This window comes from Evansella sp. AB-rgal1 (assembly GCF_041820985.1).
Lineage (GTDB): Bacteria > Bacillota > Bacilli > Bacillales > Salisediminibacteriaceae > Evansella.
Genome location: NZ_JBGUAU010000056.1, coordinates 1 through 14,384 on the forward strand (window position 1 = coordinate 1; position 14,384 = coordinate 14,384).

The 14,384-nt window shown below is 40.6% G+C and carries 10 protein-coding genes; 9 read left to right on the forward strand and 1 reads right to left on the reverse strand.

Annotated elements, in window-relative coordinates:
* The first annotated feature begins 488 nt into the window (after positions 1-488).
* The 5 genes from ACERII_RS25200 (at position 489) to ACERII_RS25220 (ending at position 6,138) form a co-directional block, all read left to right on the forward strand.
* Positions 489-1,496: a substrate-binding domain-containing protein gene (locus ACERII_RS25200; RefSeq protein ID WP_373645746.1), complete on the forward strand. Its 1,008-nt coding sequence runs from the start codon at positions 489-491 to the stop codon at positions 1,494-1,496.
* A gap of 12 nt (positions 1,497-1,508) precedes the next feature.
* Positions 1,509-3,299 carry a cache domain-containing sensor histidine kinase gene (locus tag ACERII_RS25205; RefSeq protein WP_373645748.1) on the forward strand — a complete coding sequence of 597 codons (1,791 nt, stop codon included), beginning with the start codon at positions 1,509-1,511 and terminating at the stop codon, positions 3,297-3,299.
* Positions 3,292-4,506, forward strand: a complete 1,215-nt coding sequence (locus ACERII_RS25210) for a response regulator transcription factor (protein ID WP_373645749.1) — start codon at positions 3,292-3,294, stop codon at positions 4,504-4,506. Before ACERII_RS25205 ends, ACERII_RS25210 begins: the two co-directional genes overlap by 8 nt.
* A 524-nt stretch (positions 4,507-5,030) precedes the next feature.
* Positions 5,031-5,792, forward strand: coding sequence for a DNA-binding protein (locus ACERII_RS25215; RefSeq protein WP_373645750.1), 762 nt, complete (start codon positions 5,031-5,033; stop codon positions 5,790-5,792).
* Positions 5,785-6,138: a hypothetical protein gene (locus ACERII_RS25220; protein ID WP_373645751.1), complete on the forward strand. Its 354-nt coding sequence runs from the start codon at positions 5,785-5,787 to the stop codon at positions 6,136-6,138. The genes ACERII_RS25215 and ACERII_RS25220 overlap by 8 nt, the downstream gene beginning before the upstream one ends.
* A gap of 506 nt (positions 6,139-6,644) precedes the next feature.
* Here the strand turns inward: ACERII_RS25220 and ACERII_RS25225 are convergent.
* Entirely contained in the window at positions 6,645-8,120 is a 1,476-nt protein-coding gene (locus tag ACERII_RS25225; protein ID WP_373645752.1) for a methyl-accepting chemotaxis protein, read from the reverse strand.
* A gap of 274 nt (positions 8,121-8,394) precedes the next feature.
* On the opposite strand from ACERII_RS25225, the gene ACERII_RS25230 reads away from it, so the two are divergent.
* The 4 genes from ACERII_RS25230 (at position 8,395) to mmsB (ending at position 14,148) form a co-directional block, all read left to right on the forward strand.
* Entirely contained in the window at positions 8,395-9,267 is an 873-nt protein-coding gene (locus tag ACERII_RS25230; protein WP_373645753.1) for a lysozyme inhibitor LprI family protein, read from the forward strand.
* Between the two features lie 555 nt (positions 9,268-9,822).
* Complete coding sequence (gene chvE / locus ACERII_RS25235; RefSeq protein ID WP_373645754.1) at positions 9,823-10,899, forward strand: multiple monosaccharide ABC transporter substrate-binding protein; 1,077 nt, start codon at positions 9,823-9,825, stop codon at positions 10,897-10,899.
* A 548-nt stretch (positions 10,900-11,447) separates the two neighbouring features.
* Positions 11,448-12,995, forward strand: coding sequence for a multiple monosaccharide ABC transporter ATP-binding protein (gene mmsA, locus ACERII_RS25240; RefSeq protein ID WP_373645756.1), 1,548 nt, complete (start codon positions 11,448-11,450; stop codon positions 12,993-12,995).
* A complete protein-coding gene (mmsB, locus tag ACERII_RS25245) occupies positions 12,982-14,148 on the forward strand; it encodes a multiple monosaccharide ABC transporter permease (RefSeq protein WP_373645758.1) in 1,167 nt (388 codons plus the stop codon). Before mmsA ends, mmsB begins: the two co-directional genes overlap by 14 nt.
* Positions 14,149-14,384 lie beyond the last annotated feature (236 nt).

Genomic DNA, 14,384 nt, shown 5'->3' on the forward strand with positions numbered 1-14,384 from the left:
TAAAAGGTATGAATCATGGATCAGGGTAGAAATCATGAAAATCGTATTCCAAGAACAAGGTATAGAGAAGTTCTCCCTTTCTGGTATGGGAAAGTGCACATATAATCGTGGAATTCGCACATAAAAGTGGGAGATTCGCACATATATTCTCGGAATTCGCACATATATTCGCTCAACCCGCACATATATTCACGCAACCCGCACATAAAATATTTCACAAACCAAAAACACCTACAAAAAAAGCATAATCTATTATGATTCACTCCATTTTTTCCAAGACAAATATAAAAACCCGACTCTTGTCAAAACATTTAAACAATTCATCATGCGAAAATGATATTATTAGTGTAAATGGTATTTTCGACACACAGAATAAAAAACTTACACCAATTTCACCTACGAATATCCACACAAATAACATCAACTAGATTCCATCCCCACAAATCGTATAAATTTACCAAACCACATTTTTGAAAGGGGTTTCAAAAATGAAGAAGCTATTAGTTATTTATGCTGTTTTGTTAAGCGCATTTATGTTTTACGTGTATCAAGTGCACTTCAAGGAAACCACAGCAAGCCCATGGGAAATGAGAGGACTTCAAGGGGAGATTACAGAAAACTACGTCATGGTCACGTTCCAGTCAGGGATGGACTATTGGAAAAGTAGTTTAAAAGGTTTTGAGGACGCAGCAAAAGCACTGAATGTCTCCGTGGAATACCGTGGAGCCGCCCAATACGACCTGGAGGAGCAAATCACCGTGCTCGAACAAGTGATAGCAAAACGTCCAACCGGCATTGCACTGTCCGCCATAGACCCAGATGGACTAACAGACACAATCAATAAAGCCATAAACTCCGGGATTCCCGTCGTGCTATTCGATTCCGGTGCACCAGAAAGTAAGGCATACTCCTTTCTCGGCACCAATAACTATAGCGCCGGAGTTCAAGCGGCACACGAAATGGCCATCCTCTTAGAGGAAAAAGGTGACGTGGCCGTGATCACACATCTCAATCAGCTCAACCACCAAGAGAGAACGACTGGCTTTGAAACAACCATTCAAGAAGAATACCCGAACATGAATGTGGTAGCAGTTCGAGATGGCCAAGGAGATCGACTTCATTCCCGACAGGTCACTCACGAGATAATGGAACAATACCCTAACCTCGCCGGTATCTTTGCATCCGAAGCAAACGGTGGCGTTGGAGTGGGAGAAGCCGTCCGACTTGAAAAAAAGCTAGATGACATTCGTATCATCAGCTTCGACACAGATAAAGGCACGCTAGAAATGGTCGAGGAGGGTATCATTTCCGCGACCCTCGCACAAGGAACGTGGAATATGGGCTACTGGTCACTCATCTCTCTTTTTCACCTACACCACGAGCTTACCGAACCCCAAGTGTTGAAAACGAGGGATCTGGCACCACTGCCACTGTATGTAGACACCGGGATCACCATCGTGACAAAGGAAAATGTAGAAAGCTACTTCGCAAAATAAGGTGGCCACAACATGAAACTATACGACATAGCATCCAAACACATAACAATTGGAAACAAACTAATATTTCATTTTCTACTGATTAGCATTCTACCATCTATTTTACTAGCGGTTTTCGTGGACTGGACCGTGAATAAAGTCATTGAACAGCAAGTAAATGAAAACACCATGCAGCTCATCGAAAAGGTCAATCGCTCAGTGGAAAACCACATCGAAAACGTGCAAAATATGACCTATTTCATCTCTCTTAACCCGAAGATGGAAGACTTCTTTAACGGCAATCTCTCGCCAGAAACGATGGATCCAGACGAGAAATACGAAGTAACAAAGTTTCTTCAAAGCTTCACAACGCTCTACCCAGAAATTGCCGGAATTCTCATCGTCAACGACGAGGGCCAATACATAAGTAACGAACTCTATTCCCGAAGCGCCGTGCCGTTAACACAAGAGACATGGTACCGCCAAGCTGCCAACAACCAAGGAATCGCCACCGTCATCGGTCAGCCCAACAATCGCAGGATAACCTCCCACGTCAACTATACCGACAACGAGGTCATCTCCGTCGTCCGCGCCATCATGGACCCAACCACCCGCGAAGCAAAAGGCGTGGTGTTAATCGACTTGAAGCTCCGAGTGATAGCAGAGACCGTGAAAGATGTTCGTTTGGGAAAAACAGGGTACCTCATGGTCCTTGACCAACAAGGAGATACGATCTATTCACCAACCCATTCCATCCTGCAGCACCTTTCATTCCAGGATAGCTTTGATGGAAATTACGGAACCTTCACAAAAGACGTGAATGGTGATTCTTATCAGATCATCTTTCGTAAATCTACCTTCACAGATTGGAATACGGTAGGCGTATTTTCCACAGAAGATGCAGTGGCGGAAGTGCAGCAAATTCGCTTTTCGTTAGTAACATTTGTGTTTTTCGTGTGCTTTTTTGGAATTACCATGTCTTACTTTCTCTCTCACTCTATATCGAAACCGATCTCTAAGCTTATGCGTGCCATGCAGAAGGCAGAGTCAGGAGACTTGACCATTCAATACAAAGGCGCAGGTCGAGATGAGGTGGGAAAACTAGGTCGGAGCTTTAACAGCATGATTTTTCAAATAAATAAGCTTATGAAACTCACGGAGCAGCAGGAACGAAAGAAGCGGGAGGCAGAGCTTCATAGTCTGCAGGCAAATATTAAGCCGCATTTTCTCTATAACACTCTCGACACCATTCAATGGATGGCACGGAAAAAGAATGCATTCGAGGTGGCGGAAATGGTGGGTTCTCTGTCCAAATTGTTTCGAATAGGATTGAGTAAAGGTGGCACGATCATTCCGCTGAGGGAGGAAATCGAGCACATCAAGAGCTACCTGCAGATTCAATCAACAAGATATAAAAATAAATTAAACTATGAAATTGTGATATCACCGGAGACGGAGGAGCTGTCGGTTCTTAAAATTGTCCTGCAGCCGATCGTAGAAAACGCGATTTACCATGGCATCAAGGAACGCCGTGGTCCGGGGCTAATTTCCATTGAGACGGAGTTACGGGAAACGATGTTGGTGATCACCATTCGGGATAACGGAAAAGGAATATCATGTGAGAAGCTCCACGAATTACGAAGCAGCCTCGATGTTTTTTTACAAGAAAATAAGCAGGTAATTGGGTACGGCATTGTGAACGTGCATGCTAGGCTAAAGCTTACATTTGGGGAATCTTATGGGCTGCAGCTGGACAGTGAGGAGAACGAGGGTACGGTTGTGACGATTTATCATCCGATTTTAAGGAGGGGAGATCATGGATAATTGGAAGTTGCTCATTGCAGATGACGAGGTGATCATTCGCGAGGGGATTCGGGAAGCGATCGATTGGGATGTGCTCAACATGACGATTGTTGCGGAAGCGGAGGACGGTGAGGAGGCGTTAGAGCTTTCGCTGGAAAACAAAGTGGATGTGGTGTTGGCGGATGTGAATATGCCAATTATGAATGGTCTTTCTTTCATCAAACACCTGCGTAGTGAGCTCCCTTCGTGCAAAATTGTGATTATTTCTGGGCACGATGAATTCAGCTATGCGCAGGAGGCGGTGCGTCTGAATGTGGCGGATTATATTATGAAGCCGGTGGATCCGGTGCAGTTGACGGAGGTTCTTCAGGGTATTTGTGAGGAGCTGGAGTTGGAGGGAAAGCAGAAGGCTCATTTGCAGATGGCTTCGCGGCAGATTGAGAAGAATATTCCTCATCTCCGGGAGCGGTTTTGTATCGATTGGCTGAAGGGGGAAATTAGTGAGGGAGAAGTGTGGGAGCAGCTGGCTTTTTTGAAGTTACCGACGTTTTTTCCAAAGCAAATGGGGGTCATTCGCTGGCCGGAAATTCAGAGTAATCAGCCGTTGATGGCGGAGAGCGAGCGGCAGCTCATTTTGTTTTCAATTGAAAACATAGTTGGGGAGCTGCTTGCTGATTATGAATATGTGTTATTTCGTGATGAGATTGGATTGCATGTGCTGATTTTGTGGGAGGTTGTGCCGGATGAGGTGCTTCTATCGATTGATGCTGCTATTTCTAAATATGTGATGATCCGGAGTATTCAGCATTTCGAGAAGGTGGATGGTTCATCGTATTGTATTGGAGAGGTGTATCGGCATTGTAAGGCTGAGGTGTATGGTAGGGTGGAGGTTTCGCACATTGCAAGGCAGGCGGAGCAGTTTTTGCAGGAGAATTATCAAGAGGCGGGGATCAGTTTAGAAACGGTGGCGAAGGAGTTGCATGTTTCGGCTGTGTATCTGAGTCGGATTGTGAAGCAGGATTTGGGGATCTCTTTCGTTCATTTGTTAACGAAGCTCCGGGTTCAGAAGGCCATCCAGTTATTGACCTGTTCAAATAAGTCCATTCTTGAAATTGCCGAGGAGGTGGGCTACGACTCGCAGCACTATTTCAGCACTGCCTTCAAAAAAGTGATGGGTGTCTCGCCGAATCAGTATCGGAAGGGCGAGGCGTTTGTGGGGAAGGGTTAGGTGGTTGTTGATTAGATGGTTTTATTTGGCTTAAATCAAAGCGCAACTCTGAAAAAGTGAAATGAGCATTCAGGTTCGAGGCATTTACCATTGAGGTAAGTGCCTTTTGTGTTGGTAGATTTAATCATCCTGTGCTTGTTTTCCAGAAGGATCGTGCGGAAGGGGGCGTCGGGAATTGGAGAGCAGATTCCATTCCCGAAGGAGTCGGAGAAAGGCGGAAAGGCTCGTCTAATATCTCTTATTCAAGCATATAATTTACAAACAAAAACACGGCGGAAGAGCTGTCCAAAAAAAGAGATAGATTTGAAAATGGAAACAAGAATTGATGCAGTACCATTTTTGAGGTTATAGATGAGAATAAGAGTTGTTTTGTATGTCGTAGCTCAAAGTATATTCTAATGTGGTTTCCAATTAGAGAGTTGGGGCATACTGTGTATTATGGATATTGAAAAATCGATAATTAATGAAATTGACCATTCGTTAACTTGAGAAGTATAATGGAGGTGAGGGAAGGGGTGAAGCTCATGAGTTTAGCAGTATTTGAAGAAACAGAAAAAGACATTGAACAGGCATATGAACAGAAGAGTAAAACAAAGATCGAAAAAGAAACTAGTTATGTTCTTAGTCAAATCGTTGTTATTTTAATGAGTGCGTTTAAAGATCGGTTAAAACGAATCACCTTTGATAGCAGAGATATTCATTTTGATGAGAAATTTTTATTTTCAGACAAGAACCGTTTAGCATTGCTGAAGTGGTTGCGTCGGTTAATGACTTTGGAAATACCAGCTACGGATGCAGAATTTGGGAAACTAAAACTAGATCTAGAACAGTGGTATTATCAAATAGGAGGAAAAGACATTACTTTTGATTATGTTGAGTCATACCTCCTTACAACGAGTGAAACCGCAGAACTATTGGGCGTATCGACGGTTACTGTGAACAAATATATGAAACGGGGATTAGAGCAGGTAAATACTAACTCCCATAACAAAATACCAAAGCATGTAGTTCCTTTATGGAAAGATCCTGTATATTCAATTAAAATGCAGATGCTTTATCAAGAGAAAAAAATACGAAACCAATCACCAGAAGAACGATTAAAAGAGGTTATATCAGAATTGCTAGATTTTCAAATCAAGTATGAAGCCGATACATTGGAAGAGGCGTTTCCTATTGTCAATGGGGATGACATTGATGGTTTACCGGATTATTATGAGTGGGAAGCCTTAGAAGAAGAATACCAGCAATTAAAAAAAGAATTGTATCGGAAGAGGAAAAGTGAGTAGAAAGCACACGAATGTTCAGGAAATCCTACTCCCCGCTGATATTCCTGCAATATTAGATGAGTATGAACAAATTCTCGGAACTTATGGAAACATTCCGGGTGAAAACAATATTTATCCAGACTTCAGGAAGAAATCAAACTTACTCTCTGTCCTATTTCCTTTAAAAGAACATCCAATTCATGGCATGACCGGAATACATGCTATTGAGAGATATAAAGATGGTTCTGTAACGAGATACTCGTATCAATGGAAGATTATCATTCCGAAATTGGGGATTAGTAGCCATCATATATCAGCATGGGGGAATGATCCTCATGATGAAGAGTGGACCAAACCTGAATTTTGAGTGGAATCCGAACCTCATCATCACCATCACGTTCCAAAGGAGTGGAGAAAAAGACAAGACAATTGGAATGTGTGGACATTAGAAGAAGTTTTTGAATTTGTAGCTCCTTATATTGAAAGTGGCGAAGAATATAAACCTTGATAAAAACACCGCGTTTGATCTGCACCCCATTTGTTAGACACAACTAACGATTGGGGTGCTTTTTCCTTATAGAAGAGGGAGTTCGTTTATTTACTATGAATACTTCATGACGCCCGAACTGTAATTAAAAATGTGTTTTGGGTAACCTATAAGGCCTTCATGATTACCCAACTGCATTTTTAAATGTAGTTCGGTAACGATGGAGGGTTGCACCGGAATAAATTTCCCTGTTCCAAGGCTAATATATTAAGGATATCGGATAGTAAAAATAACAAAAAACCAATCTTCTAAAAAGATTGGTTTTTATAATGAACTTCATAATAAGAAAACTTCACGCTTCTGCTGCTATACAGTTTAAACGATTTTTACTTAGACGTTGTAATATTCTCTGCTGCAGATGCAGTTTTGTCCATTATTTTTGCAATGGAATGATAGTTTTCTGTTAAATTATCAATTGTTGAGCTCACTTCTTCGAGACTTGCACTTGTTTCCTCTATAATTGCTGCAAAATTATTAGTTGCTGACTCAACAATGATCGATTTATTTTTCGCATTGTCTGCAAGTTCGGTACTTGATTGAACAGTATTTCCTAAATCAGCTAGCATAGTTTTTATTTGCTCAAAATAAGTTGTCACCTCTTCTGTGGAGGTAATTCCTTTTGTAATAAAACTATCACTAAGAGCTACCTTTTCCACCGCAGCAGAGTTGCTTTTGTTTAGTTTGGATAAATTGCTTTTTATTTTGTTAGCAGTTTCACTGGTTGTTACTGCTAGCTTTCTTATTTCATCAGCTACCACAGAAAAACCTCTACCAGATTCACCAGCTCTAGCTGCTTCAATAGAAGCGTTCAAGGCTAATAAATTCGTTTGCTCTGTAATATCACTGATGTTCCCTGTTAAGGTATTTGTTTCAACAATCGTATCAGTTAATATATCAAAGGTTTGTTTTAGTTCTTGGACTATATTTTTTAATGATGTAATATCTTTCGTTAACTCTAGTACCTGATGTTGACCTTGCCCAGCTAATTCATTTGATTCTCTAGATTCTTTCTCTAAAGTTGTCAGTACGTGTGATAATTTTTCCATAGAATCTTTTGTTTCCACGGTGCTTATCATTATCTCTGAGACCTGTTCTGTTTGAGTTTGGCTTCCAACAGCCACTTCATTGATTGCCACTTTTATCTCTTCTTGTGAAACTAAAACCGTTTGAACTTCTTCGTTCACGGTATTGACTCCATCAATGATGCTGGAAACATTTTCTTCTAGTAATTTATTTTGTTCTTCTTTTCCTCTTGCATCTTCTTCAGCATTACTAATAAAAAACTGCAATTGTTTAAATTGTTGCTTATTTAAGTAAATGAGTACCCCTAATACGATTCCCATTAAAATATAGATTAATATGGACATCGTATAGATACCCTGGGTTGCTTCTGTCATATTTTGATCTAATAGATTGGCTAGAATTATCGTTACAAATCCAGCCCCATAACCGATCGAAAAAACCTTTGTATTATAGTGTATTGCAGAAATTAGTGCTAAAAATAATGAAATCAATACGATATCTATTGATGCACTGAATACAAATATGGAGGAAAATGTGAAACAGTAAATAGCGATAATGCTAGTAATAGGAAAGAGTGTCGGCTTTTTCAAGTATAGTTGAAATAGTACATATAGTAGGACAAATACTAATAACTCTGAGCCGTAATACATCATTCGATCAAACTGTCCTTGTGTGAGGGATCTCCCAAACCCTAAAACCATAGCGATGGAAAAGCTGAATAACATCAGCGTATTTTTCTTTTTTACATCATTTAATGTTAAATTTTCTATTGCTGTCATATGTAGTCTCCTTCTTAGATAGTGTAATAGTTTATATTCTTAGTATTAATATCGACAATCTTCGTTATTATTTAACATGATTCGACTTTTATTTTGATTTAAATAAAAAAGGAGACGTATATAATATGGGATTAACAAAACAGGAGATCCATTTTTGGGAATTCTAGAATAACTACAAAAATATGTTAATATGGAGATGTAATATTTTGTGAAATTATTTACATAATAAACGGAGTAGGTTTGCTAGATTAGTATTCTTAAGGAGTGGAGAAAAATGAAAAATAAACGTAAAATTTTAGCAGTAATGGTAACAGGAATAGTAATTATTATGGCTGCTTGTGAATCATCAAATGAGCAAAGTACAAAAATTAGCGATGAGCAAGAAAAAAGTAATATATATGAAAACAAAGATGAAACAAAGGGTTCGATAGATATTGTGACCGAAAATAGTAAGGAGAATGAAAACGCTGGAGATCATGAGGTTGCTGAACAGACGGAAAAGAAACCATCCGAAACTAAGGGGAATATCCAAATTACAAATGGAGATGAAGCAGTCCAATTCTTGATGCAACAACTAAAAGAGGGGAACGATGATAATATTTCGTTTGGAACAGACGGGAAGCTTGAGATAGATAATAATGGTTCCTATTATATGATTCAACTGGTGGACATTCCTTTGCGTGTATCTGGGAAAACTGGGAGCTTAGGTTATTACAAAGTTTATCAAGATGGTACATATGAATTATTTCAATTGACGTCTAGTGATAGCGACAAAGAATTTGCTAAGAATGTTAAGGAAGAATATCTGAAAAAACTTCATGACATCGAAAAAGAGATGGAAGAATTGCTAGAAAACTCAGAAGCTACAACAACTTTAGAGATGGAGGAAGAGATAGTCTATGGATATAAAACTTGGGATGCGGAGTTGAACGAAATCTACGGAACTTTGAAGGAACAGCTTAGTAAGGAACAGATGGAAAAATTAAGAGAAGAACAACGAGACTGGATAAAACATAGAGATGAAGTTGCTAAAGAAACATCACTCAAATTTAAAGGGGGTTCAATAGAATCATTGGAATATGTGGCTAAGCAAGCAGCACTTACAAAAGAAAGGTGTTATGAGTTAATTGCAAATTATATGAAATAACTTATCAATTTGTAAGGCGAGTAACTTATACGTTTGGATAGATGAAATATTCAAACGTTTTTTGAAGATAAGTATAAAAATTTTGGACTGTGTAATGTATCTAGCTCCAAGCTCCATGACCTCGAGTCAATTAACCTGGTCGATGAAAAGTAAAAGCACTTTTTTTGTCTAGCTGCATCCGCTATCTGCTGTGAAAAACAACCTTCCAGTTAGAAAAGTAAAAAGCACTTTTCAACTGAAAGAACATTATCTTCCCAGATGTGCAAGCGGATTATGCTTTTCGTTCGACCAGAAACATTTGCATTTCGGTTATGAGAGGGCGCCTTGCGCTTTTCTTACATGTGAAAATGGCTGTTAGGTTAATGACAGCACCTATCTTCCAAATAGGATGGGTTTTGTTCAGAACAGGTGTCAGTGAGAGAAGTCTCCCCGCCTTGTTTTTCCAAAAGAAGTAGAATTTTTATAAAAATTAATAAGAAATCAAAAAGACAAATAAAGCGCTTACATTTACACTGAGGTTGAGTAAACAAAACAAACTCAAGGGGGTAGTAAACAGTGAAAAAAGCAATATTTGTCTTTTTGTCGGTAACTCTTTTCCTCTTTTTAACAGCTTGTGGGGATGATTCCACAAGTGGTGATGACGCAGGTACAGTGGGAATTTCTATGCCAACTCAATCTTCTGAACGTTGGATTGCGGATGGGAACAACATGGTTGAGCAATTTGAAGAGCTTGGATATAAAACAAATTTGCAATATGCGGAAGATGTGATTGAGAATCAAATTGACCAGATTGAAAACATGATTACCAGAGGCGTGGATGCACTAGTAATCGCCGCCATTGATGGAGAGTCGTTAACAGAGGTACTTGATCTGGCGGCTTCTATGGATATTCCTGTTATTGCATATGACCGACTTATTCGTGGATCGGAGCATGTTAGCTATTATGCGACGTTCGACAACTTCCAAGTTGGTGTTTTGAAGGGTGAGTATATTGAAGAGTACTTAGGACTTGCAAATGGAGATGGCCCATTCAATATTGAGCTATTCGCAGGGTCACCAGATGATAACAATGCGTATTTCTTCTTTGATGGAGCTATGTCTGTTCTTGAGCCTTATATTGATAGCGGCCAGTTAGTGGTACAAAGTGGGCAAACGGACTTCCAACAAGTAGCAACACTTCGTTGGGATGGGTCTGCTGCCCAAGAACGAATGGATAATCTATTAAGTGGTTTTTATACGGATAAAACTCTGGACGCAGTTTTATCGCCATATGATGGAATCAGTATCGGGATTATTTCTTCTTTAAAAGGTGTGGGATATGGAGAGGCTGATTTACCGATGCCAGTTGTAACTGGTCAGGATGCGGAGCGCCCTTCTGTCGTATCGATCATTGCTGGGGAGCAAACGCAAACGATCTTTAAAGATACTCGTGAGCTTGCTGGAAAAGCAGTGGAAATGGTAGATTCTCTTCTGAAAGGAGAGGAAGCGGAAGTCAACGATACAACAACGTATGACAACGGAGTGAAGGTTGTACCTTCTTACTTGTTAAAACCTGTTTCCGTCGATATCAATAACTACAAAGATGTGCTTGTAGGAAGTGGCTACTACGACGAAAGTGATTTTGAGGATTAATCGATAAAATAGGCTGTTTTCGCAGTCTTTCAAGCAGAAACCAGTAATATTACCAATTAAGCTTCTCGGTAAAAACTGCTTTGAAAAAACTAAAAGAGCGATTTAGTAATAGCTTCAGGGTTATTGCTAAATCGTTATTTAGCATTATGTTAAGGGGTTCATGGGCCGTTCATAGTGCCCGAACGAGGTGGAAAAAGAGTAGTTGGGTAACATTGGGGCGTTCATAGTGCCCGAACGAAGTGGGAAAAGAGTAGTTGGGTAACATTGGGGCGTTCATAGTGCCCGAACGAAGTGGGAAAAGAGTAGTTGGGTAACATTGGGGCGTTCATAGTGCCCGAACGAGCCAGAAAAAGAGTAGTTGGGTAACATTGGAGCGTTCATAGTGCCCGAACGAGCGTGAAAAGAGTGAGTTGGGTAACATTGGAGCGTTCATAGTGCCCGAACGAGGTGAAAAAAGAGTAGTTGGGTAACATTGGAGCAATCCTGATGATCGAGTCAAATACAAATAACACGATCCTCAAATCCAACGAAGTGTGGGGGTGAAGTAAGTGGAAAAGATCTTATTAGAAATGAAGAATATTACAAAAACCTTTCCCGGTGTAAAAGCACTTAATAATGTGAACTTTCAGGTGAAAGAAGGGGAGATTCATGCGCTCGTTGGAGAAAACGGAGCGGGAAAATCCACCTTGATGAAAGTGTTGAGTGGAGTATATCCATTTGGTTCCTACGACGGAGACATTATTTTTGACGGAGAAGTTTGTGAATTTAAAAATATCAACGAAAGTGAAGCGAAGGGGATCGTAATTATTCATCAGGAGTTAGCGTTAATTCCGGAGCTCTCCATCGCTGAAAATATATTTCTCGGCAACGAACGGGCAACAAAAGGTATCATCAATTGGAACACGACGATTGTGGAAGCAACAAAGCTACTATCCAAAGTTGGCCTCACAGACGAACCACGGACACTGGCCATGGATATTGGAGTCGGAAAACAACAACTGGTGGAAATCGCCAAAGCGCTGTCCAAACGAGTAAAGTTATTAATTCTCGATGAGCCAACAGCGGCACTAAACGAAGAAGATAGCGAGAATCTACTGAAGCTATTGCTAGAATTTAAAGCCCAAGGAATGACGTCCATTATTATCTCTCATAAATTGAACGAGGTATCATACGTCGCTGACAATCTTACTATTTTACGAGACGGGAAATCCATTGAATCTCTCGAGCTATCATCCGGTGAAGTAAGCGAGGACCGAATCATAAAAGGCATGGTTGGAAGAGACTTAGAACATCGTTTTCCACCACGAGAGCCAAACATTGGCAACGTTGTTTTCCAGGTGAAAAATTGGAACGTGGACCATCCTCTTCATAGCGGAAGGAAGCTTCTCAAGAATGTTAATTTTGAGATTCGTAAAGGCGAGATCGTTGGTATCGCAGGCTTAATGGGAGCTGGGAGAACAGAGCTTGCCATGAGTATTTTCGGTAAAGCGTATGGGAAAAACATCAACGGAGACGTTGTGATTGATGGGAAAACGGTCACGTTAAACTCGATCAAAGAGGCCATCGATAACGGGATTGCCTATGTTACGGAAGACAGGAAGACGTATGGGCTCATTCTTATCGATGATATTAAGCGAAATATTAGTTTAACGAGCTTAGATAAACTTTCGAAAAACTTCATCATTAACAAAAACGAAGAAATCAAGAAAGCGGAAGAATATCGAAAAATCATGAACATACGAACGCCAAGCTTAAACCAAGTAACAGGCAATTTGAGTGGTGGAAATCAACAAAAAGTTGTATTAAGTAAATGGCTTCTGTCAGAGCCGAACATCTTAATTCTCGATGAGCCAACAAGAGGAATTGACGTTGGCGCAAAATACGAGATTTATAGTGTAATCAATCAGATGGCAGAAAACGGGAAAGCAGTACTCGTCATCTCATCAGAACTCCCGGAATTACTAGGTTTGTGTGACCGAATCTATGCGCTAAGTGAAGGACGGATCACTGGCGAAGTTTCCCGAGAGGAAGCCAATCAAGAAACATTAATGAAGTATATGACACGAACAGGAGGAAATGGACATGAAAATAGCTGAACTATTTAAAAGCAATATTCGTTCCTATGGAATGGTAGTTGCCCTAATGTTTATCGTACTACTTTTTAGCATTCTTTCTGACGGCATATTGCTTCGACCACTAAACGTAACAAACCTCATCCTACAAAACAGCTACATCCTAGTTTTAGCCATAGGAATGGTAATGGTCATCATCGCCGGCCACATCGACCTATCCGTCGGCTCCGTGTGCGCCTTCGTAGGAGCCATAGCAGCAATCCTAATGATCGAACTGCAACTACCAGTCGTAGTGTCAGTCGTACTCTGCTTACTGCTCGGCGCAATCATCGGCGCATGGCACGGCTTCTTCATCGCATACTGCAAAATGCCATCTTTCATAGTAACTTTGGCAGGGATGCTCCTTTTTCGCGGATTAACAATGGTCGTATTAGGAGGACAATCCATCTCTCCTTATCCAGGGGAGTTCCGATTAATCAGCTCAGGATTTCTTCCAGATTTAACGTTTCTCGGAGTGACCTCCTATCATGTGTTAACTCTCCTAATCGGGGTACTATTGTCTTTGCTCGTAGTGTTCAGTGAACTCAAGGAACGTAGAACCCAATTAAAACACCAATTTGCCGTTATACCGAAAGGCTTCTTTATCGCAAAAATTATCGCAATGATAGCTGTAATCAATGTGTTTACTTTCGTGCTTGCTTCGTATCGAGGCATTCCAAATATCCTTGTAATTTTATTCGTACTCATTGTTTTCTTTACCTTCATTATGAATAAAACAGTCATCGGACGACACATTTACGCTACAGGTGGAAATCAAAAGGCTGCGGAATTATCAGGGGTAAAAACAAAGCTAGTTACGTTCGGCGTGTTTGTGAATATGGGTGTCATGGCTGCACTTGCAGGACTTATTTACGCTGCTAGACTAAACGCTGCGACTCCAAGAGCGGGAACGATGTTCGAGTTAGATGCTATCGCTGCGGCCTTCATCGGTGGTGCGTCGATGGCCGGTGGTGTAGGGACCATCATCGGGGCCGTCGTCGGAGGTCTCGTAATGGGGGTCATGAACAATGGTATGTCCCTCATCGGAATCACGATCGACTGGCAACAAGCAATCAAAGGTCTGGTACTTTTAGGAGCAGTAGGTTTTGATATTTATAATAGGAATAAGTCTAAGTAATAATGACCTGAGCTCTCCCTTCTTGTGAAGGGAGAGTATTTATTTGAGGAAGTTCCCCCCGCCTCCCTCCCGATGCGGAAAGTGCACATATATTTGCGCGATCCGCACATATAATCAGGATTTCGCACATATATTGCTTGAATTCGCACATATAAACGCTCAACCCGCACATATATCGCGCAAACTCGCACATATATTTTCTAGAAACTTAAAAAAAAGCAAAATTTGTTTTTTAG